The organism is Ureibacillus chungkukjangi, assembly GCF_044795995.1.
GTDB lineage: Bacteria > Bacillota > Bacilli > Bacillales_A > Planococcaceae > Ureibacillus > Ureibacillus chungkukjangi.
The window spans coordinates 2,030,765-2,053,649 of the sequence record NZ_CP085009.1; the positions used below are offsets into that span (position 1 = coordinate 2,030,765).

The 22,885-nt window shown below is 37.1% G+C and carries 16 protein-coding genes; 4 read left to right on the top strand and 12 right to left on the bottom strand.

The window, feature by feature from the left end; genetic code table 11:
* Positions 1–212: 212 nt before the first annotated feature.
* From acnA to LG296_RS10075, 3 genes are all read right to left on the bottom strand, one after another.
* Entirely contained in the window at positions 213–2,915 is a 2,703-nt protein-coding gene (gene acnA / locus LG296_RS10065) for an aconitate hydratase AcnA (protein WP_181417975.1), read from the bottom strand.
* A gap of 233 nt (positions 2,916–3,148) precedes the next feature.
* Positions 3,149–3,736 carry a hypothetical protein gene (locus LG296_RS10070; RefSeq protein WP_107933446.1) on the bottom strand — a complete coding sequence of 196 codons (588 nt, stop codon included), beginning with the start codon at positions 3,734–3,736 and terminating at the stop codon, positions 3,149–3,151.
* Positions 3,737–4,567 (bottom strand): DUF2785 domain-containing protein, encoded by an 831-nt coding sequence (locus tag LG296_RS10075; protein WP_107933444.1) that lies wholly within the window; start codon positions 4,565–4,567, stop codon positions 3,737–3,739.
* 191 nt (positions 4,568–4,758) lie between these two features.
* Here LG296_RS10075 and LG296_RS10080 point away from each other — a divergent pair, with 191 nt between their 5' ends.
* Both LG296_RS10080 and yfkAB read left to right on the top strand, forming a co-directional pair.
* Positions 4,759–6,681: a right-handed parallel beta-helix repeat-containing protein gene (locus LG296_RS10080; RefSeq protein WP_107933442.1), complete on the top strand. Its 1,923-nt coding sequence runs from the start codon at positions 4,759–4,761 to the stop codon at positions 6,679–6,681.
* Between the two features lie 127 nt (positions 6,682–6,808).
* Positions 6,809–7,918 carry a radical SAM/CxCxxxxC motif protein YfkAB gene (gene yfkAB / locus LG296_RS10085; RefSeq protein WP_107933440.1) on the top strand — a complete coding sequence of 370 codons (1,110 nt, stop codon included), beginning with the start codon at positions 6,809–6,811 and terminating at the stop codon, positions 7,916–7,918.
* 149 nt (positions 7,919–8,067) lie between these two features.
* Here yfkAB and LG296_RS10090 read toward each other — a convergent pair whose 3' ends face one another.
* Positions 8,068–9,330, bottom strand: coding sequence for a helix-turn-helix domain-containing protein (locus LG296_RS10090; RefSeq protein ID WP_107933439.1), 1,263 nt, complete (start codon positions 9,328–9,330; stop codon positions 8,068–8,070).
* A 194-nt stretch (positions 9,331–9,524) separates the two neighbouring features.
* Here LG296_RS10090 and LG296_RS10095 point away from each other — a divergent pair, with 194 nt between their 5' ends.
* Positions 9,525–10,913, top strand: coding sequence for an MFS transporter (locus tag LG296_RS10095; protein ID WP_107933437.1), 1,389 nt, complete (start codon positions 9,525–9,527; stop codon positions 10,911–10,913).
* 481 nt (positions 10,914–11,394) lie between these two features.
* Here the strand turns inward: LG296_RS10095 and leuD are convergent, their stop codons facing one another.
* From leuD to ilvD, 8 genes are all read right to left on the bottom strand, one after another.
* Complete coding sequence (gene leuD / locus LG296_RS10100) at positions 11,395–11,985, bottom strand: 3-isopropylmalate dehydratase small subunit (RefSeq protein WP_107933435.1); 591 nt, start codon at positions 11,983–11,985, stop codon at positions 11,395–11,397.
* Between the two features lie 19 nt (positions 11,986–12,004).
* Positions 12,005–13,414: a 3-isopropylmalate dehydratase large subunit gene (gene leuC / locus LG296_RS10105; protein ID WP_107933434.1), complete on the bottom strand. Its 1,410-nt coding sequence runs from the start codon at positions 13,412–13,414 to the stop codon at positions 12,005–12,007.
* Positions 13,415–13,429: 15 nt separating this feature from the next.
* Positions 13,430–14,527, bottom strand: coding sequence for a 3-isopropylmalate dehydrogenase (gene leuB, locus LG296_RS10110; RefSeq protein WP_107933432.1), 1,098 nt, complete (start codon positions 14,525–14,527; stop codon positions 13,430–13,432).
* A gap of 174 nt (positions 14,528–14,701) precedes the next feature.
* Positions 14,702–16,246: a 2-isopropylmalate synthase gene (locus LG296_RS10115; RefSeq protein ID WP_107933430.1), complete on the bottom strand. Its 1,545-nt coding sequence runs from the start codon at positions 16,244–16,246 to the stop codon at positions 14,702–14,704.
* Entirely contained in the window at positions 16,246–17,259 is a 1,014-nt protein-coding gene (gene ilvC, locus LG296_RS10120) for a ketol-acid reductoisomerase (protein WP_107933429.1), read from the bottom strand. Before ilvC ends, LG296_RS10115 begins: the two co-directional genes overlap by 1 nt.
* A 97-nt stretch (positions 17,260–17,356) precedes the next feature.
* A complete protein-coding gene (gene ilvN, locus LG296_RS10125; protein ID WP_107933427.1) occupies positions 17,357–17,872 on the bottom strand; it encodes an acetolactate synthase small subunit in 516 nt (171 codons plus the stop codon).
* On the bottom strand, positions 17,869–19,641 hold the full coding sequence (ilvB, locus tag LG296_RS10130; protein ID WP_107933425.1) for a biosynthetic-type acetolactate synthase large subunit: 1,773 nt from the start codon (positions 19,639–19,641) through the stop codon (positions 17,869–17,871). The genes ilvN and ilvB overlap by 4 nt, the downstream gene beginning before the upstream one ends.
* Before the next feature lie 452 nt (positions 19,642–20,093).
* Positions 20,094–21,764, bottom strand: coding sequence for a dihydroxy-acid dehydratase (gene ilvD, locus LG296_RS10135; protein WP_107933423.1), 1,671 nt, complete (start codon positions 21,762–21,764; stop codon positions 20,094–20,096).
* Between the two features lie 847 nt (positions 21,765–22,611).
* Between ilvD and LG296_RS10140 the strand changes: the two genes are divergently transcribed.
* Positions 22,612–22,869 (top strand): GlsB/YeaQ/YmgE family stress response membrane protein, encoded by a 258-nt coding sequence (locus LG296_RS10140; RefSeq protein ID WP_107933495.1) that lies wholly within the window; start codon positions 22,612–22,614, stop codon positions 22,867–22,869.
* Positions 22,870–22,885 lie beyond the last annotated feature (16 nt).

A 22,885-nucleotide genomic window follows, 5' to 3' on the forward strand; every position in this document is an offset into this window, starting at 1 on the left:
ATGAAATGATATAATTTTATTATAGTTTAAACTATCTGAATCTAAAAATCTATTAATTTTCTGTAAATTGATGTAAGAATTTATAAAATTATTGAAAATGAAGTCGGTTCTAGCCTAAAAATAGAAAATACTAGCAAAATTAACCTAGGACCAATAGACACAAAAAAACCGATAAGTTCAAATGAACTTATCGGTTATTTATTTACAAATAATTATTCAGCAGCTTTTTGACGAAGTACCATTTGTAGGATACCACCATGACGGTAGTAGTCTACTTCTACTTCTGAGTCGAAACGAGCAAGAGCTTTGAACTCTTTAACAGTACCGTCTTCAGCTTTAGCAGTTACAGTTAAGATATCACGTGGTTTTACATTATCAGTAAGGTTTACTGAGATTTCTTCTTTACCAGTTAATCCTAATGTATCAGCACTTTCACCTGGTAAGTATTGAAGTGGTAATACACCCATCATTACAAGGTTTGAACGGTGAATACGCTCGTAGCTTTGTGCGATAACTGTTTTAATTCCTAATAAGAATGTACCTTTTGCAGCCCAGTCACGAGAAGATCCCATACCATAGTCGTTACCAGCTAATACTACTAAGCCAGTACCTTGTTCTTGATATTTCATAGCTGCATCGTAAATGTACTCAACTTCACCTGTTGGCCAGTAAGTAGTGAATCCACCTTCTGTACCAGGAGCAACTTGGTTACGGATACGGATGTTAGCGAATGTACCGCGCATCATAACTTCGTGGTTACCACGACGAGAACCATAAGAGTTAAAATCACGAATAGCTACACCATTTTCTTGTAAGTATTTACCTGCTGGTGTATCTTTACCAATCGCACCTGCTGGTGAAATATGGTCAGTAGTAATAGAGTCACCAAATTTAGCGATTACGCGTAATCCTGCAAGAGTTTGGATTGCGCCTGGCTCTTTAGAAAGACCAGTGAAGAATGGTGGGTTTTGAATGTAAGTTGATTTGTCATCAAATGTGTATAAAGACTCAGTTGATGTTTCAATTGCATTCCATTTTTCGTTAGCTGTGAATACTGTTTCATATTCTTTTTGGAATAATTCACGAGTTACAACTTTGTTTAATACAGTATTTACTTCTTCAGTTGAAGGCCAGATGTCCGCGAAGAATACTTCGTTACCATCTTTGTCAGTACCGATTGCATCTTTTTGTAGGTCGATATCAACTGTACCAGCTAATGCATAAGCAACAACAAGTGGTGGTGATGCTAAGTAGTTAGCTTTTACAAGTGGATGTACACGACCTTCGAAGTTACGGTTACCAGAAAGTACTGAAGTTACAAATAAGTCTTTTTCTTTAATAGCATCTTCGATTTCTGGAAGTAATGGACCAGAGTTACCGATACATGTTGTACAACCATAACCTACAGTGTTGAAGCCAATTTGGTCAAGGTAAGATTGTAAACCTGACTCTTCTAAGTAACCAGTTACTACTTTAGAACCTGGTGCTAAAGAAGTTTTAACCCATGATGGTGGTTGGATACCTTTTTCAACTGCTTTTTTCGCAACTAAACCAGCTGCTAAAAGAACATATGGGTTAGATGTGTTTGTACAAGAAGTGATTGCAGCAATAGCTACTGCACCTGTTGGCATTTCCACATCGCCATCTGCAAATTTAACTGTAGCTTTTTTATCGAATTCATCTTCTGTTAAACCAAAGCCTTGTACGCCCATTGGAGCAGTTACTGCTTCATGGTAGCGAGCTTTCATATCTGTAAGAGGAATTAAATCTTGTGGACGTTTTGGACCAGAAAGGTTTGGTTGGATGTCCTCTAATTTAATTTCTAATACATCAGTGTAAACAGGCTCTAATGATGGATCGAAGAATAAGTTGTTAGCTTTTAAGTAAGCTTCAACTACTGCGATGTGCTCTTCGTCACGACCAGTTAAACGCATATAGTTTAAAGATTCTTCGTCAATAGCGAAGTAACCACATGTTGCACCATATTCAGGAGCCATGTTTGAAATTGTTGCACGGTCAGCTAATGGTAATTTAGACACACCAGGACCGAAGAACTCAACGAATTTACCTACTACGCCGCGTTGACGTAATACTTGAGTTACTTTTAATGATAAGTCCATCGCAGTTGCACCGTTTGGAAGATCACCAGTTAATTTAACACCGATTACTTCTGGAATTGGGAAGTATGACGCTTGACCAAGCATACCTGCTTCAGCTTCGATACCACCTACACCCCATCCAAGTACACCGATACCGTTAATCATTGTTGTATGTGAGTCAGTACCTACTACTGAGTCTGGGAATGTTTCAAAAGTGCCATCAACGTTTTCTTTAACGTGAACTACTGGCGCTAAATATTCTAAGTTAACTTGGTGTACGATACCAGTTGCTGGAGGAACAGCACGGAAGTTATCGTAAGCAGTTTGAGCCCATTTTAAGAAGTTGTAACGTTCTGCGTTACGCTCGAACTCAAGGTCCATGTTAGCTTGTAATGCAGCTGCATTACCGTATTTGTCAACCTGTACTGAGTGGTCAATTACAAGGTCAACTGGAATTGCTGGGTTGATTTTATCAGGATTTCCACCTAATTCTTTCATAGCTGAACGTAAAGAAGCTAAGTCTACTACTACTGGCACACCTGTGAAGTCTTGTAATACTACACGTGATGGTTTGAAAGGTACTTCACCTTCTGCGTCAGCACCAGCACCAAATTTCGCTAAGTTGTTTACGTGCTCTTCTTTAATAACATAGTCATCAAATTGACGTAATACTGATTCTAATAATACTTTAATTGAGTAAGGTAGGCGTGATACGTTTGCTACGCCAGCTTCTTCAATTGCAGCAAGACGGTAAAAGTTGTATGTTTTACCATTCACTTCAAATGAAGAACGGCTATTGTGTAAGTTAATTGCCATTATTGTACTCCCCCTATTTAATATTGAAAGGCTTGCAAAGCTTTTCTCCATAAATCATCATAAACGATTTATATACATAAGTAAATTACATTAAAATTATCTTTTGTGATAAGTTATTTTTATGACCTAGCCATTTACTATGCAAATAGTATTATAGCTTACTTTTCTAAAATAAAAAACCATCTATTCAAGATTTCTTGCTATTCGTCCTTATCAATTATGGACAATTAGTATCAGATTGATAACTCATTAAGTAAAGAATTATTTTCATCTAATACCTTTATTAAAAATTTTTTGGAATCAGTTAATTCTGACAAATCTATGTACCAGATTTCATATCCTGCCACATTTAATCTATCTAATACTTCTTTTGATAAGGAAGTTAATGGTATTCGTTTTGTTCCCTTTCCATTAACTGTAACTTCTACTTCTCCACCCGGCTTTATAAGTCCAAATAATACTTCACTATCAGAATAAGCGGTAGCTATTTTATTTTCGTCTAATACCTTTGGTAATGGTGATGAGGTACGACTTCCTAAACTCCAGCCTTTAAAATTTTTAGTTACTACTTGCGTCCCAAAATTCCCACTATTATATAAGAAGAAATATCTTACCTCCTTCTCACTTCGTGGTCCTTCAATCCATTCATAATTACTATCTTGAGGTAGTGCTTCTTCTGGAGAAGATTTTCCATCTCCTGAAAAGTGAACTGAAACGAAATTATAGCCTACAGCTAAGCCTATAACGATAACTGTGAAAATTAATACACGAGTGAATCTCCCTCTCACACTATCACCTGCCGCTTTCTTCACCCTACTCATCTATTGTTTCATCCATTTAGCTATAAATAGTGAAACTATCCCCATAATTTCTGGTGATTTTTTAGAAAACTTTAATGTGAAGTATAAAGTTTTCATAAAATGAAGAGTATTTGTTCTTGCTGCAAAATACTCTGGTGTATATCCAACTTCCATTAAATAGAACTGCAGTTTATCAAATACCTGTTCAATCCATTCAATTAGAACTTCTTCCGGGAAATCTTTTGCTATTAAATTTTCGAAAACAGTTACTAGACGTTCTTCTTCGTCATCAACAAATACGGTTCCATTCCAAAAGCTTTTCTTTATTCCCTGTAAAATTACAGGAGCAAATCGAACATTAAAAGAAGGATGCGAGATAATTGCACTCGACAGGTCAGCTCCGTGCGCAATACTGTGTGCCCAACCTTTTTCACCAACAAAACCGCGCACATCGTTTTCCCTACCTAAATAATGTGAGCTTGTCTCTAAAATGCATGTAGCATCCTCTTCGTTTAAAAATCGAAGCTGTCTATCTACATTGAGAAGGTTACTTAACCAAAGGGCTGAAAAAGAACGCGTGAATACAGTATCAGTATCACGTTCACCGATGGAAAGAAATAGATAGTCTTCCCCTTTTAGTAATGATGCTATATGAGCCATTTGTTCATGTGAATATAATTGACTAGCTAGTAGCTCGACGAATAAACGGTAATTTAATTTATCACGCATTTCATCTTCTGGATAACCAATATGTTTGATCATTTCCGCAATCAGTTGATCAGCATTTTCATTCATATATGCTTGTCTTTCAAGCTCGTTCATATTTAGTAGCTTCGTTAATGTAGCTTTCAACAAAATATCCTCCTAAAAAATCAAATAAAGTTAATTGTAACCCTCTATTTGGCATTTAGCAAAAAAAGAAAATTAGGATTTCAGAAAAAATATTATCCATTTTTTTCAAAGATTTGTAAAAATACGATTAAGATTTCGCTTTTTTACTGAGAATAGAAGTATTGATTTTCAAATGGAGGAGGTACCCATTAGTGACTATTTATCGATTATTTTCAAGACTTTTTACTAAAGCAAAAACAATTCAAAAGATTATACAGCATTCAAAAGCAGGAAACTTTATACAACTAAAACCAAAGCTATATAAAGAATCGATTCATTTAGATAAAAACATGGTTCTTGCTGGAGATATACATGATGAAACGATTATAGAGGGACTAATCATTATTCCAAAAAATGTATCTGTCACATTGCAAAACTTAACGATTTCCCCTACTGCACAAATGTATATTGAAGGTGAAGCTGTTCTTCAAAATTGTCATTTCAAGGGCGGAAAAAATGATATTCATGTAACGGTGGATGGTGGAAAACTCAACGCCTATCATTGCAATTTTGAGCATGCAAGGGATATGGCACTCTCCATCATTAATAATAGTAAGGTGATTTTCGAAAATTGTAATTTTGACCATAACGGTAAAACTCAAATTCTAGCCGAATCATCTCAAGTCTATATCGAAAAATGCGAGTTCTCTTATGCAAAGCATGGATTATGTATTAGAAATGGCTCCTTTGTACAATCGCGAAATGTTCATTTCCATCATCATACAAGTGCGCAAATTGTTGTAGAGGATTCACGCTTTATCGATCACGAAAGCGTAATTGAACATGGCGATGGTATGGGGATCCATATCTATCATGAAGGAGATGCTTCGATTCAATCTACCGTCCTTCAATACAATACTCAAACACAAATTTGCGTACAAAGAGCTCTTTTAACAGCTCGATACTGTTCCATTCAACAAGGTAAGGATGCAGGAATATCGATTACACAAAATTCAGAAGCCCAAACCTTCCATTGTGAAATTGCTCAAAATAAGAAATCCAATGTCGTTGTTACAAAGGATTCAAAGATGAATATTGAGTTTTGTAAAATTCATAATGGAGAAAATATCGGTATTCAAATTTGCGATAACTCTATTGTTAATGTTTTCGAAACCATGATAAAAGGACATCGCTCCTCTCAAGTAACTATTGCAAACAAATCGATTTGTTCCATGAAAAAATGCGAGGTTTCAGGCGGCTATCATGTTGGGATTTGTATTGAAGACAATAGTAATTGTTCGATTGTTGAATGTGAAGTTACTCATAATGCAAATTCAGCAATCACTTTATTTAAATCAGAGCTATCGATTTTCAAGTCGACTTTAACCCAAAATGTCGGAAATGGCATATTAGCAATGTCCGAGTCAAAGGTAGAGGTAGATATGTGTAAGTTTTATGATAATGAGATGCCTCATATCGCTTGTAAATCAAATGTTGAAATCTACATTATTCAAAGCAAGCTTTTTAACGGAAAAAGCTTATTTATTGTAAATGAATGTGAACTGACTGCAATAGATTGTCAATTTTACGATAGCCTGAATGTACAAATCGAAATTTGCGACCTATCCAATGCTCGATTTGAAAACTGTCAGATTTATAACGGAAAGTCCTACGGTGTTAAAGTATTACGAAATTCAAGCTTGTATTTATTTGATAGTCAAATTTTCAATCATGAGCTTTCTCAAATGGTGGTAAATGATAGCTCGGTCATTTTAAAAAACAGTGAATTATTTGATGGAAATCGTAATGCCCTCTATATTCAAAACCATAGTGAAGTATTTCTTACGGATTGTTTTATCTCAAAGCATGCCCAGCATCAGCTATGGATAGATTTTGAATCAACTGTTGAATTAAAGAGCGTGCAGGTAACTGATGGTACACTCTCCGACATTTTTGCACAAAATCAATCATCCGTTTATGTTTCAGATAGCGTAATCAGAAACAATAAATCTCGCTTTAATGTGCAGGCAGTTAATTTTTCTAACATCGAAATTAGTAAAACTATAGTTGAAAATATATACGGAGATGTCTATTACAGTGAAAATCATAGCTTTATAAAGCAATTAGATACTTGAATTTTCCTGCTAGAAAAGAATACCTATTATCCCCGTTAACAGTTAAATCTTCTAAATATAGCGAAATTAGTTTTCTAATGGTCTGAGTTATGAGAAAATGTAGTTTTGGAAAGGAAGATCAATAACTATGAAAACATTAGAAAAGATTACGACTAAGTTCGATCCTTGGGAAGCTTATTTAGATGTAGAGCAATTCGGGAAATTAACACTTTCAAATATTGAATTTACAACAACAACTTTATGTAATATGAGATGTGCACATTGTGCGGTAGGGTATACACTGCAAACCAAAGATCCAACTGCACTTCCAATAGAGCTAATTTTAAAACGATTAGACGAAATTCCAAATTTAAGAACATTAAGTATCACGGGTGGCGAACCGATGCTTAGTAAAAAGTCGGTTGCAAACTATGTAAAACCTATTTTGCAATATGCCCATGAACGTGGCGTTCGAACGCAAATGAATTCAAATTTAACAGTTGACGGGGAACGATACTTTGAAATAGCACCTTATCTTGATGTACTTCACATTTCACATAACTGGGGAACGATTGAAGAATTCGTAGAAACAGGTTTTGCTATGATGGAACGAAAGCCTACATTCGACCAAAGAGCTGCCCTTTTCGATCGTATGATAGAAAACTCTCGTATGCTTTCAGAGCAAGGGGTTATGGTATCTGCTGAAACGATGTTGAATAAGAAAACGATTCCTTATATCGAACATATCCATCACCAAATCGTTCATGAAATGAAATGTGCTCGTCATGAAGTGCATCCTATGTATCCATCTGATTTTGCATCAAGTCTTACTTCCCTATCTTTGGAGGAAACTCGAGCTGCAATTAATCATTTACTAGACATTCGCGATAAGAATACTTGGATGCTGTTTGGAACACTTCCCTTCTACCCATGTAGCCCAAGTGAAGAAGATCAAGCATTATTAACGCGTTTACAAAACGCAAAAAATGTCACATTACGAAATGATCCTGATGGTCGTTCAAGGCTGAACGTTAATATTTTTAATGGGGATGTCATCGTAACAGACTTTGGTGATACACCCGCACTTGGTAACATCCAAAAAGATTCACTACCAGATGTTTTCGACAAATGGTTAGCAACAGATTTAGCGAAATCACTAAATTGTCATTGTCCTGCAGTTAAATGCTTAGGACCAAATGTATTAGTGAAAAATATGTATTATAAGGATTCAGAGTTTATAAGTGGCTCAGTTAAATAAAAACAACTCGGCCAATAAAAAAAGGGGGTCCAGTATAGTAAATCTGGATACCCTTTTCATTTTCTTGTTCATGCAACTTTAGTTACTATAGTGGTTACTGCAAATTATCTTCTGCCCTCTATCATATATTCGCCACAATAAGTCTTTCCCTACTTACCCCTTTTACCATATCGTATTTTTTCATAAGCCTCTTGAATAAATTTTTTGTATATCGAGTTTGGAAATTCTGCTACACCATGATAGGCAAATAGGATTTCACTCTTTGCAGCTTCCTTATCGCCAAGCTCATAGAAGCAAAGGGCACGTACAGCAAAGCAGCGATACATTATAGATAAATCAACAGGATGATGTATATAATCTGGAATAGTAATTGACTGACTTGTTTCTAAAGCTTTTTGGTAGTTGCCAATTGCCCAATATGAATAAGTCTCTTCCATCTGATATAAAATCGGTGCATCCTCAACATCGTCTGGACCATATCTTTTCGTTATTATATATTTGCTAAAGCTCGGCACTTTTTTATAATCTTTTTCAATTAGGTTCGTATAATGCCCATAGGCAAATGCCAGACCGCTGATAGCCACTTTATCTTCGGTAAATTCTGCATGTTGCGTTAATTTTGTTAAGTAATATTTACTTTTTACCTCATCTGCTTGACCTATTGCCTGGATGAAAGTAAATCGATAAAAATCATCTAATCGATAATATATTCTATTTTTATGGGCAATTTCTAATGCCAGGTTAAGATGCTCCTGTGTTTTTGCTGTATTATCAATCGCTGCATAAAGAACCGTTAACAAATAATGCAGATCCAACAAAGCAATATGATCGATTAAATGTTTATACGGCTCAATTCTTTGTTCAGCCTCCAGTACGAATTCGAGCGCAATATTATAGTCATTTTGCTGAAAGGCATCTCCTGCTAAAAAACTATAGCAATCTATAATTCGACTATAAGCATGAATTTTTTCATAATAAGTAATCACATCAAACATTGTTACTTCTTCTTGTTCATAATTTAAAAAAGCAGACAAACGAATATAGAAATCCAACAATCTTATCTCTTCGTATGTCTTCCCTGTCAAATCAGATTTTTTTGCAGAAAGCTTTTTGTAAATAGCGTCAACCTTCTCGTTTTCTTTTATTTGATGTAGATAATAGACAGATTTAAATAATGTTTCGATTTCTAAAAGTAGCTCTCGGAGTTCTTCAATATTGCCATCATCAAGTAAGGCAGAAACCTCCACTCCAACTCTTTCGGCTATATATCTTAAACTCTCCATAGACGGCTGTGCCTTGCCATTTTCTATCAAGCTGAGCATCCCTTTAGTCAAACGATCCCCAGCAAGCTCTGCTAATGTCATCTTCTTTTGTTTCCTTAATTGTTTAATTCGTTCCCCAAGTGAATTCATATAACTATCCCGCCTTTTCACAACAAAAATCAGAATAATCAGCCTGTTTTAAGTTTCGTTAAACAAATAGTAACCTAAATTTCTGTTTTTTACAAATAAGTTAAATTAAATTAAACTTTTGTGTTGCCTTTTTCCAAAGAGTGGAATATTATGAGTTTAATAAAATTAAACATTCGTTAAAAGGGGATGGTTTTATGTCAGAGGCATTAAAGCAAAGGCGGGCTACCTATCATTTATATACTTTCTTAATAAGTAAAATGATTTCTTCACTAGGTTCCACTGTATATGGATTTGGAATGAGCATGTTTATCTTATCAATAACAGGGTCTGCCCTGAGCTTTGCAGCAAATTTAATTTTTTCAATTATTCCGCGTGTTCTACTTTCACCGATTGCGGGGATCCTTGTCGACCGTCTTCCTAAAAAGCTGGTGGTACTCGTAGGTCAAGGTGGTTCAATTTTATCTATCACCGGGTTACTCACATATACACTGTTATTTGATTTATCAATAACTGCAATATACATCACAACTGTTTTCTATACAATTAGCAGCACTTTCTCATCGATTGCTTTCTCTGCATCAATCGCTAATTTAGTCGATCAAGAAAGACTTCAAAAAGCAATGTCCTTTAACCAAATGTCCATGTCCATTTCTGGCATTGGAGGACCAATTGTTGGAGGGATGCTGTTTGGATTTGTATCAATGGAAATGTTTTTATTCATAAATATCATTTCCTATTCCCTTGCATTTCTATTGGAATCAACGATGAACTTCAAATTATATTCTAGTAAAAATGAAAGCACGAAAAAAGAAGAGTCTATGCTACAAAGCTTCAAGGAAGGAATCATTTATTTAAAAACAAAGCCTGTTATCTCACGTCTACTTATCGTTATTCTTTGGATAAATTTATTTTTCACATCGGTTAGTGTTGGAAGCAATTTCATACTAGTAGAAGTATTGAAGATGGAGTATTCTTTGATCGGCTTTGTTGAAGCAGCTGCAGCGATTGGAATGCTGCTTATGTCAATTTACTTTGCGAGCAGGTCAAACGTGAAGTATCCCCTGCAATTTTCAAAACGTACTATTTTAGGGTTATCGGTTCTTGTAGGAACATTGTCCATCCCACTTATTTTCAACTTTTCAGGCACATTGCTATTTGTCTATTTTCTAGCTAATATGTTCTTTTTCGGCTGCTTTAGCGTTCTAACGAATACACCAATTGGAGTCATGCTACAGAAGGAAGTGGATGAAAACTATCGAGGAAGAATCTTTGGAATTATTGAAATGATGGCTATGGGCTTAATGCCTCTTGGGTCATTAGTTTTCGGAATCCTTTATGATATTGTCCCGGCACAAATTATATTGCTTTCGTGCAGTATTTTACTCGTGATTATTACATTAACTTTACTCCCTTATTCATTGATTAAAATGGCATATCCTGAAATAGAGGAAGATAAAAATTATGAAAAACCTGCGTCAGATAAAAATTTAGAGATGCTGGCAAAAAAGCAATTAATGAATGAATATCGCGATCATATCGAAAAACAAAAACAGCTATCCAATCCAACAACACTCCGGTTTTAGAAAGTGGAGTGTTTGGGTGGGGGGAATAGGCGGGGAGCGGCTTTGCTACAGTTGAACAGTTGTCTGCTCTGGATTGGGGTAATGCGGATCGCTTTGCTCGCTTTCAAGCTCCTACCAACTTCGGATTGGGGTAATCTCGTTCGCTTTGCTCCCTTTCAAACTCCTACCAACTCCAGATTGGGGTAATGCGAGCCGTTTTGCTACCTTTCAAACTCCTACCAACTCCAGATTGGGGTAATGCGAGCCGTTTTGCTACCTTTGAAACTCCTACCCGCTCTAGATTGGGTTAATCCCATTCGCTTTGCCACCTTTCAACCAGGTAGCGACTCCGAATCGGCTTAACCCGGTCCACTTTGCTTCCTTTCAAGCAACTTCACTATTCCAGATTGGCTTAAAATACGTTAAATGACTATAGCTAAACCTTCCCCACTAATATAAAAAGTCGATTCACTCTAAAAAGAATGAATCGACTTTTATATGTTTAGAAAGCTACTCTTTTGTCTTCATAGGCTTTGATGTAATCTTCATATTGGAATGTTAATGAAATCTCATCCCAGCCATTTAGCAGCATTTGCTTGTAGTAAGGATCGATGTTAAAGCTATAAACCTTACCATCTGAACCCACAACCGTCTGAGCCTCTAAATTAACCTCTACTGAATAAGGGCTTGCCAAACCTTTGGCTAAAATTTCATCACATTCTATTTCTGTCAATCTAATAGGAAGAATGCCATTTTTGAAACAGTTGTTATGGAAAATGTCTGCAAAGCTTGGTGCAATTACTACACGGAATCCATAGTCTAAAATTGCCCACGGTGCATGCTCACGAGATGATCCACAACCAAAGTTATCTTGTGCAACCAGTATTTGTGAGCCTTGATATTCAGGTTTATTTAAAACGAAATCTGAATTTTCATTTCCTTGTGCATCAAAACGCCAATGATGGAATAAAAAACGCCCGAAGCCAGTTCGTTCAATTCGTTTTAAAAATTCCTTTGAAATAATTTGGTCTGTATCGACATTTTTTCGATCTAACGGTGTAATGATACTATTTACGATATTAATAGGTTCCATATTCCCCACTCCTAACCTCTTATACTACTTGCGTTACATATTTGCGTACGTCAACAAAGTGACCTTCAATTGCTGCAGCTGCTGCCATTGCAGGACTAACTAAATGTGTACGAGCTCCTGCACCTTGACGTCCCTCGAAGTTACGATTAGATGTGGAAGCACAGCGTTCCCCAAAAGGAATGATATCCTCATTCATACCTAAACAGGCTGAGCAACCTGATTCACGCCATTCAAAGCCAGCGTCGAGGAAGATTTTGTGTAAGCCCTCTTTTTCTGCAGCTGCTTTTGTAGAATAAGAGCCCGGTACCACAATAGCGTTCACACCAGGGGCTACTTTTTTACCTTCTATGATATTTGCTGCTGTACGTAAATCAGATAGACGAGAATTTGTACAGGAGCCAATAAATACATGCTGTATTTCAATTGAGGAGATTGGTTGACCTTCTTCTAATCCCATATAAGTAAGAGCTTTGTTTAGTGCGGATTTGTCAGATTCCGAAGTATAATCAGCAGATGTGGGTACTGTTTTGGATACACCTGTTCCCATTGAAGGATTTGTACCCCATGTTACGAATGGCTCGATTTCTTCTGCATTAATTTCCAAAACAACATCATAAGTACAATCAGTATCTGAAGCTAAGCTTAACCAATAATTAGCTGCTTCATCAAAGCTTTCTGCACTTGGAGCAAAACGGCGTTCACGAAGGAATTCTACTGTTGTTTGGTCTGGAGAAATAAGTCCAGCTTTTGCACCAGCTTCAATAGACATATTACAAATCGTCATACGTTCTTCCATCGAAAGGTTACGGATAGCCTCGCCTGTATATTCAACGATATGACCTGTACCTACCCCAATGCCCCATTTTGCAATAATTGCTAGGATTATGTCTTTTGCTGCAACACCGATACCTAACTGTCCATTTACACGTATTTCCATTGTCGGTGGCTTGGATTGCCATAATGTTTGAGTAGATAACACGTGCTCAACCTCTGAAGTTCCAATACCAAATGCTAGCGCTCCAAAAGCACCATGGGTTGATGTATGGGAGTCTCCACAAACAATTGTTTTTCCTGGCTGTGTCAAGCCTAGCTCAGGGCCAATTACGTGAACAATACCTTGATCTGGATGACCAATATCAGCAAGCTGAATACCAAATTCTTTGGCATTATCTGCTAGGGTCATAATTTGTTTTTTTGCAATCGGATCGTTAATTGTCGGCAGGTTTTTTGTAGGCACATTATGATCCATTGTTGCAAAACAAAGATCAGGACGACGAACTTTGCGTCCAGCTAAACGTAAGCCTTCAAACGCCTGTGGAGATGTGACTTCATGAATTAAATGAAGATCGATATAAAGTAAATCCGGTTTTCCAGCCTCTTGATATACAACGTGTGAATCCCAAATTTTTTCTACAATATTTTTTGCCATTATCTTCACCAATCCTTAAATATATGATTCCATAATACTATCTGCAACAAAACTAGTATCGATCTCAGCGATAACTTTATCTGTCCATTCATCAGTTGTTAGCGCACGACTTTGATCCTTCACTAAATCTGCCGTGAAGTAGCCATCGTTAAATACACTACTAACTGCGCGTTCAATTTCTGCGGCTTCCTCTTGAAGATTGAAGGAATAACGAAGCATCATGGCAACCGAAAGAATTGTTGCCGCTGGATTTGCAATGCCTTCACCTGCTATTTCAGGAGCAGAACCATGAACTGGCTCATATAAACCGAAATTATCACTACGTATAGAAGCTGATGGTAATACCCCAAGAGAACCCGTAATGACAGAGGCCTCATCACTTAAAATATCTCCAAACATATTATCTGTTACTACTACATCATAGTGTGCTGGATTTGTAATTAGCTTCATGGCAACAGAGTCTACTAAATTATGTTCTACAATAACCTCAGGATATTGCACCTTCTTCTCCTCGACAATTTGACGCCATAGTCTTGACGTCTCTAGCACGTTTGCTTTGTCAACAGAGCAAAGCTTGCCTTTACGAAGTTTTGCAAGTATAAAAGCATTGTCAACGATGCGTTCAATCTCTTCACGAGTATAGATATTTAAATCGCTTGCTTCTACTTCTGAACGATTCTTTTCTCCGAAATAGATTCCACCTGTTAGTTCACGTACAATCATCAAATCAACATTTTCTGCTACTTCGCGTTTTAACGGAGAGGCATCAAGTAGGCTTGGGAATGCTTTAACTGGTCGGAGATTGGCAAATAAGTCAAAGGTTTTACGAATTCGAAGCAAACCTTTTTCTGGACGTAGCTCAGCAGGGTTGTTATCCCATTTGGGTCCTCCAACTGCGCCTAATAAAACTGCATCACTTTCCCTACACATCTCAATCGTTTCAATAGGAAGTGGGTCCTGGAACTGATCAATTGCCGCTCCACCAATTGCAGCATATCCTAACTGGAAATCATGCTTGTAACGTTTTGCGATAACTTGTAAAACTCTAATTGCCGCTGCAACCACTTCTGGTCCAATGCCATCCCCAGGAAGTACTGTAATTTTCTTTTCCACCTGCAAAAACACCTTTCTATACTGTTTTACGCTAAAGCGTACGTTTAAAGAAATGCCATCAAAGTTTGTCTTTGATGGCTTTTTCTTGTTGATTTGAATTACAAAAAAGAAAATGCTATTACATTAAGCCTCTATAATCTTATCGAAAGTTCAGTTATCTAGTAATAGAACAATTTAAACCTCAGCAGTTTCCTTGCTGCGAATACTATCTTGGATTAAATGACGATTAATAGCATTTAAATAGGCTTTTGCTGTTGCTTCAAGAACATCCTGAGAAGCATCGCGCCCAGTTGATGTATAGCCGTTATATCGTAAATTTACAAGTGCATCTCCTAAAGCATCTCTACCTTTTCCTACCGATTTCACACGGAAGTCAAGTATATTTACCGTAGCATTCACTAATTGCTCCAGTGTATTAAATATCGCTTCCACAGAACCTGACCCTGTAGCAGCTAGAGTTTTTACCTCTCCTTCTGGTGTAACGACAGATGCAGTAGCTGTTGGAATGTTTTCAGTTCCATAAGAAACCTGAACTGATTTCAATTCAAATAACGGAACATCCTCTATTAATACTTGCTGTTCTGTTAGGAGCGTCATTAAGTCTTCTTCTGTAATTACTTTTTTTCGGTCAGCCAGTTTTTTAAACTCCTGGAAAGCTTTATTTAATTTATCATCTGACAAGTCAAAGCCCATTTTTTCCGCACGATCACGGAATGCAGCACGTCCAGAGTGCTTACCTAAAACTAAAGGAACCTCTCCCTCACCAACTAATTCTGGCGAGATGATCTCGTAGGTTTCTTTATTTTTCAATACACCATCCTGGTGAATTCCTGATTCATGTGCAAAGGCATTTTTACCAACTACTGCTTTATTTGGCTGAATAACAACTCCAGTTAAACGACTAACCAATTGAGAAGTTCGTTTAATTTCCTTTAAGTTCAAGCCTGTTTCAACCTGGTAAAGGTCGTTTCGAATATGCATTGCAACACCGATCTCTTCAAGTGAGGCATTACCTGCACGTTCACCAATACCATTGATGGTACATTCCACCTGGTCAGCACCATTTTGAATTGCTGCAATCGAGTTAGCTACAGCCATACCAAGGTCATCATGGCAATGAGCCGAAAATTTCACATTATCAGCCCCGCGGACGTTTTCACGCAAGAATTTGAAAAGCTCTCCATACTCTTGTGGTGATGCATAGCCTACTGTATCTGGAACATTAATAGTCGTAGCTCCAGCCTCGATTACCTTTTCAATAATTCGAGCTAAGAAGTCACGGTCTGAGCGGAAACCATCTTCAGCAGACCATTGAACAAGTGGGAAGAATTTTTTCGCATATTTAACTGTTTCTACCGCTTGTTCAAGAACTTGATCTGGCGACTTCTTTAATTTGTATTCCATATGAATGGGACTTGTTGCTAGAAAAACATGAATATGCGGCTGTTCAGCAACCTTAATAGCTTCCCACGTTGTATCAATATCACTTTTTACACAGCGAGCAAGACCAGTAACAATTGAATTCTTAACAGTTCTTGCAATTTTGTTTACTGCCTCGAAATCGCCAGGACTTGAAGCAGGAAAACCTGCTTCAATAATGCTTACTCCTAGACGTTCTAGCTGCTTAGCGATTTCGATTTTTTCTGCAGTATTCAAATTAATACCTGCGGACTGTTCTCCATCACGAAGTGTTGTATCGAAAATGTCAATTTTGCGCACTACTTAATCACCACTTGTTTCTTGCCTTCATTAATAAATGGCATCATTTCACGTAATTTAGAGCCAACCTCTTCAATTTGGTGTTCTGCACCAGCTTTTTTGTATGCATTGTAGCGAGGGCGGCCAGTTTCGTTTTCTTTAATCCAGTCTTTCGCAAAAGTACCGTCTTGGATATCAGTTAATACTTCCTTCATGCGAGCTTTTACTGACCCATCAATGATACGAGGTCCAGTTACATAATCTCCCCATTCAGCAGTATCTGAAACTGAATAACGCATTGTTTCCATACCACCTTCATAGATAAGGTCAACGATTAACTTTAATTCATGTAAAGTTTCAAAATAAGCTAACTCAGGCTGATATCCAGCCTCAACCAGAGTTTCGAAGCCAGCTTTGATTAATTCGGTTGTTCCTCCACAAAGTACAGCTTGCTCACCGAAAAGATCCGTTTCAGTTTCTTCTTTAAATGTCGTTTCTAACATACCAGCACGAGCAGCACCAACACCCTTACCATAAGCTAAAGCTAGTTCACGTGCTTCACCAGTAGCATTTTGATAGATTGCAAATAATGCCGGAACACCTGCACCTTGAACAAATGTACGACGTACTAAGTGACCCGGACCTTTTGGTGCTACTAAGAATACGTCAATGTCAGCTGGTGGCACAATTTGACCAAAGTTAATATTAAAGCCATGTGCGAACATTAATGCTTTACCTGGTTCTAAGTATGGTGCAATTTCAGCCTCATAAACTTGTTTTTGTCGCTCATCTGGAAGAAGGATTTGAATGATATCAGCTTCAGCTGCTGCTTCAGCAACAGTTTTAACCTCTAATCCATCTTCACGCGCTTGGTCGAAGGATTTACCAGGACGTACCCCTACTACTACATCGAATCCAGAATCCTTCAGGTTTTGTGCATGGGCATGACCTTGAGAGCCGTAGCCGATGATTGCGATTTTCTTTCCTTTTAATGGAGCCTCATTGATTTCGTTTTGATAGTACATTTTTGTCATTTTCTTTTCCTCCTAATATGGGTTTCTATTTTTTTAATACTAGACAACACGTTTAAACGCATCATCGATTTATATACCAACTATCTTGTAAGTAACCTTACTTAAGAATAGAAAGTTGCGGTGTTTCAATAGGCTGGGATTCACGAACAGATGCTGTCACACCTGTTCGCGTTAACTCTTTAATGCCATATGGTCGAATCAGCTCGATAAAAGCATCGATTTTGTCAGGTTGACCAACCACTTGATATGTGACAACATTTTTAGACGTATCAATTATTTGAGGTCTAAAAGGTTCAACAATCGAGTTCATTTCATGTCTGAGATTAGCTGGCGAAACTACTTTAATAAGAGCTAATTCTCTTAAAACTATTGATTTTTCTGTAATGTCATTTACCTTCAAAACATCAATTTGCTTTGATAATTGCTTAACTAATTGCTCAAGCTTTGTTTCATCGGCCACATGTACAACAAATGTCATTTTGGAGACATTCGCTTGCTCTGTGTGACCTACTGTAATAGATTCGATATTAAATTGACGTTTCATTAGTAAACCCGTGACCCGATTTAAAACACCACTTTGGTTAAGTACAGTTACTGTTATTACTCGCTTCAAAATTTCTTCACCCCTACAATATCATCCAAGGATTTTCCTGCAGGAACCATTGGATATACGTTTTCTAATTGCTTAACTCTTGCATCAATTACTACAGGCTCATCAGAATTTAATGCTTCTTCTAAAATTGTGTGTGCTTCATCAAGCGTGTTAATGCGATATCCTTTTACTCCATATGCTTCTGCTAGCTTCACGAAATCCGGTTGAACTGGCATTAGACTTTGTGAATAGCGACCATCGTAGAATAACTCCTGCCATTGTCGTACCATACCAAGTGCCCCATTGTTTACGATAACAACCTTTACAGGTAGATTGAACTCATTTAATAAGGCTAGTTCTTGTAATGTCATTTGGAAACCAGCATCCCCACAAAACGTAATTACCTTCTTATCTGGTTTAGCAAATTGTGCACCAATAGCAGCTGGGAAGCCAAAGCCCATTGTTCCAAGGCCGCCCGAAGTCACCCATTGATGATCATGATTTAGTTTGTAGTATTGTGCAGCCCACATTTGATGCTGACCTACATCCGTTGTCACTACTGCATCTCCATTTGTAATTGTGTGAACCATCTCAATAATTTGCTGTGGTAAAATTTCCTTTTCATCTTCTACATACCAATATGGTGTATCATGTTGTTTTTCGTATAAGTATGCTAACCAGTCTGTTGTATCCGGCCCTTCAAAATCTTTCTTTAGTAAAGCGGTAAGAGCTTCCTTAGCATCTGCTACAATCGGAATAGCAGTTGGAATATTCTTTCCAATTTCTGCTGGATCGATATCAATATGAATGATAGTTGCATTTGGTGCAAACAGCTTTGTATCCCCTGTTAGACGATCATCAAAGCGAGCACCAATATTAATAAGTAAATCCGCTTTTTGGATTGCATCATTTGCTACACCCGCACCATGCATACCAGCCATACCAAAGTTTAGTTCGTGCTGACCGTGAATGCTTCCTAAACCAAGTAAGGTATTAATAACTGGTAATTTATATTTTTCGGCAAATTCAGATAATTCTTGGCGTGCATCAGCAAATAAAACTCCCGCACCAGCTAAAATTAATGGCTGCTTAGCCTCACCTATCGCTTGAATTGCTTTTTGGATCTGCAAGAAATTAGGTTTTGTATTCGGTTGGTAGCCTGGTAAATACAACTCTTCTTCTCTACTAGACTCAGCTAATGCTTCATCAAAAACAGAAGCAGATATATTTTTAGGGAAGTCGATTAACACAGGACCTTTACGACCAGTATTTGCAATATGGAATGCTTCTTTTACAATACGTGGAATGTCATTTACATCCTGAACCTGATAATTATGCTTAGTAATAGGTGTTGTAATGCCCATGATGTCAGCTTCCTGGAAAGCATCTGAGCCTATTACATTAGTTGCTACCTGACCAGTGAAAACAACTAATGGTATTGAATCAATCATCGCATCTGCAATCCCAGTTACCAGGTTAGTTGCACCCGGACCACTCGTTGCTATTACTACACCAGGTTTATTTAATACACGTGCATATCCTTCCGCTGCATGAATTGCTCCTTGTTCATGTCTGGTTAAAATATGGCGAATCGGATTTCTATACAATGCATCATATACATGTAGAACAGCTCCTCCAGGGTAGCCAAAAACAATGTCAACCTTTTGGTCATGTAAAGCTTGTATTAAAACATCTGCACCGTTTCTTGGTTTATTTGTTACTTCTGTTTGTAATTGAGTTGTTGCGATTGCATCTTTTTGTTCATCCGTTGTGGATACGTTAGCAGCCATTTGTTAACTCCTCCCTTAATTTTAAAAAATAAAAAAGCCTTTTTTCTCCAACGCAAAGAAAACCTTTACGTAGGGATGAAAAAGACTTTCATGGTACCACCCTTGTTCATAGCTAAATAAGCTACCTCGCGAATAGTGGGAATTACCAATCTACTAAAGTGGCTACTATATAGTAAGAAACCACTTTTGTGCAACAAGATTAGGTACACTATTCATTAATAACGAGCATTTCGAAATATGCCCGGAGCTATCTAATGGCTTTAAAGCGTTTAATAGCTCACTCCGAGGGGATGTCGGATATAGTTGTATCGTCGGCTTCCAGCAATACCGACTCTCTGGTAGATACAAGGCTCTATATCCTTTTACCTCATCATCGAATTTATCTATTCACTTACAACATTTTTAGTTTTAGTTTGTTTGACTAGTACATTAAAACATTTGCTACGTGTGCATTATATTTTCATAACGCCGCCTTTAGAAGCATTTGTTACAAGTTTTGAATATCTCGCAAGCCAACCTTTTTTAATTTTCGGTTCAAATGGTTTTAAGCTTTGACGACGCTCAGATAACACTTCATCTGCTACATCCAAATTAATAGTTCTATTTGGTAAGTCAATTATTATTTTATCGCCATTTTCTATAAGTGCGATTGGACCACCTTCAGCAGCCTCTGGAGATATATGACCAATTGAAATACCACGGGATGCCCCACTAAAACGACCATCCGTTATTAAGGCAACCTTTGTCCCTAATCCGCGCCCCATTATAGCAGAGGTTGGTGCTAGCATCTCAGGCATTCCTGGTCCACCCTTTGGACCTTCGTATCGTATAACTACCACATGGCCAGCTTTTACTGTGCCATTATCAATCGCCATTTGGGCTTCATCTTGTGAATCAAAAACAATTGCATCGCCTACAAAGGTTTGTATTGAAGGGTCAACTGCACCCACTTTTATAACAGACCCCTCTGGAGCTATATTTCCGTATAGAACAGATAAACCACCTACAGGACTAAATGGATTATCTTTTGTTCGAATTACTTGATCATTTGTAATGACATGATCTTTTACTAGCTCACGCATTGTCTGTCCAGCAACCGTAATTCGATCCGGATGGATTGCACCAGGTATTTTAGTTAGCTCATTGATGATCGAGCTAACACCGCCTGCCTTATTAATATCATCCATCGAGATATCAGAGGCTGGCATAATTTTTGCTAGATATGGAACTCGAGCAGCTACTTTATTAATCTCCTCAAGGTTATAATCAATTTCTGCTTCGTTAGCAATTGCTAATGTATGAAGTACCGTGTTTGTTGACCCACCCATTGCCATATCTAAAGCAAAGGCATCATCAATTGCTTCTTTCGTAATAATATCTCGAGGTTTAATATCCTCTTTTACCATTCTAACTAATTGTTTAGCTGCTTCACGAATGAGTTCATAGCGTTGTTCACTAGTTGCAACGATTGTTCCGTTTCCTGGTAGAGCAACACCTAGCATCTCCATTAAACAGTTCATGGAGTTTGCTGTAAACATCCCTGAACATGAACCACATGTAGGACAAGCATTATTTTCAATATCTAATAGCTCTTCAGCAGTCATCGTACCAGATTTATGCGCACCAACACCCTCAAATACAGAGGTTAATGATAATTGTTTACCAGAAGCAGATGTACCTGCTTCCATTGGTCCGCCTGATACGAAAATTGATGGTACGTTCGTACGTACAGCTGCCATTAACATACCTGGTGTAATTTTGTCACAGTTTGGTATGTAAAACACACCATCAAACCAGTGTGCGTTAATAACCGTTTCAGCAGAGTCTGCAATTAACTCACGGCTTGGTAAGGAATATCGCATACCAATATGCCCCATGGCAATGCCGTCATCGACTCCGATAGTATTAAATTCGAACGGTATCCCACCTGCTTCTATAATAGCTTCCTTTACCACATCAGCAAATCCACGTAGGTGAACGTGCCCTGGAATGATATCGATATAGGAATTACATACACCGATAAATGGTTTTCCAAGATCTTTTGCTTTCACCTTTCCAGTCGCATATAAAAGACTACGGTGAGGAGCACGATCAACTCCTACTTTAATCATGTCACTTCTCATATTTAAAACGCCCCTCAGAATATCTATTACTTTATCAAAAGATAGATAGAATTAATTATTTACAATCAGCTTCCCCTTAAGTCACATGATTGTGTTCGTTTTAAAATTACGAACTTCTTAAATTGTTGCTATCATAGTACATAAAAGCCATTACAGTCAATAGAATATTTAGAATTATTTAGACAATTCTAAAAACTTTAAAATATGAAATCGTTTACATGCTTACTATTACTTAGAATTTCTGTTTCAGTAAACTTTTTCGAAAATTTGACAATTTTAATTTTTCTATTATTAACCAAGTAATTTATTACAATTTTCAAAGTTGCAAATCAAAAAAAATTTCGATATATGTATTAGAAATATCATAAATATGTAAGAAGTTTTTAAAAGAATTTTATTTAAAAATAATAAAAGTCTAGCTAAAAAATAGCTAGACTGAGGAATTTATAATTATTTCAGGTAAAAGATATCCAATGAGAGGTTCAACAATATGACGGCGTGAAGAAAGGCAATTACAAATCCTTGGCGATTTAATTTTTTCATAACTTTCATATTCATTTAAAACACCCCATTATATAAGATTTTTTGTACTGCTTGAAGAAATTATACTCCCAAAGTTTAAAAAAATCAAAATATTTTGAACAAATTGTGAATTCGTTCTTAATACATTAATAAATGATCTCATGCATTTATTACATCTGAATGCATTCATTTAGTAAAAAATGCGCATATTATTTAGTGAAAAGGTGTAATGACTGTCCGTTTTCGAAAAGTAAGTTTAGAAGTGCAGTTTTCAGGATATAAGTTAGTACACGCTTTTAATAAAGAAAAAGGAGTTGACAATCATATGATGAGTTTCATTTGGTTTTTAATTATTGGCGGAGTATTAGGTTGGTTAGCAGGAGTAATTATCGGTAGAGATGTTCCTGGTGGAGTTATTGGTAATATTATTGCAGGTATCGTTGGTTCTTGGATAGGTAGTGCCGTATTAGGTAACTGGGGCTGGCAAGTATCTGACTTCTATGTATTCCCTGCCTTAATCGGAGCAATCGTACTAATCTTTATCGTAAGCTTGATTATGCGTTCAATGAGAAAAGCAACATAATTAAATAATTAATAAA

What these genes read in the sequence shown, in the direction of transcription:
- acnA (WP_181417975.1), bottom strand. Translation starts at nt 2,915, where the DNA reads ATGGCAATTAACTTACACAATAGCCGTTCTTCATTTGAAGTGAATGGT.
- LG296_RS10070 (WP_107933446.1), bottom strand. Translation starts at nt 3,736, where the DNA reads ATGAGTAGGGTGAAGAAAGCGGCAGGTGATAGTGTGAGAGGGAGATTC.
- yfkAB (WP_107933440.1), top strand. Translation starts at nt 6,809, where the DNA reads ATGAAAACATTAGAAAAGATTACGACTAAGTTCGATCCTTGGGAAGCT.
- LG296_RS10090 (WP_107933439.1), bottom strand. Translation starts at nt 9,330, where the DNA reads ATGAATTCACTTGGGGAACGAATTAAACAATTAAGGAAACAAAAGAAG.
- LG296_RS10095 (WP_107933437.1), top strand. Translation starts at nt 9,525, where the DNA reads ATGTCAGAGGCATTAAAGCAAAGGCGGGCTACCTATCATTTATATACT.
- leuD (WP_107933435.1), bottom strand. Translation starts at nt 11,985, where the DNA reads ATGGAACCTATTAATATCGTAAATAGTATCATTACACCGTTAGATCGA.
- leuC (WP_107933434.1), bottom strand. Translation starts at nt 13,414, where the DNA reads ATGGCAAAAAATATTGTAGAAAAAATTTGGGATTCACACGTTGTATAT.
- ilvC (WP_107933429.1), bottom strand. Translation starts at nt 17,259, where the DNA reads ATGACAAAAATGTACTATCAAAACGAAATCAATGAGGCTCCATTAAAA.
- ilvB (WP_107933425.1), bottom strand. Translation starts at nt 19,641, where the DNA reads ATGGCTGCTAACGTATCCACAACGGATGAACAAAAAGATGCAATCGCA.
- ilvD (WP_107933423.1), bottom strand. Translation starts at nt 21,764, where the DNA reads ATGAGAAGTGACATGATTAAAGTAGGAGTTGATCGTGCTCCTCACCGT.
- LG296_RS10140 (WP_107933495.1), top strand. Translation starts at nt 22,612, where the DNA reads ATGATGAGTTTCATTTGGTTTTTAATTATTGGCGGAGTATTAGGTTGG.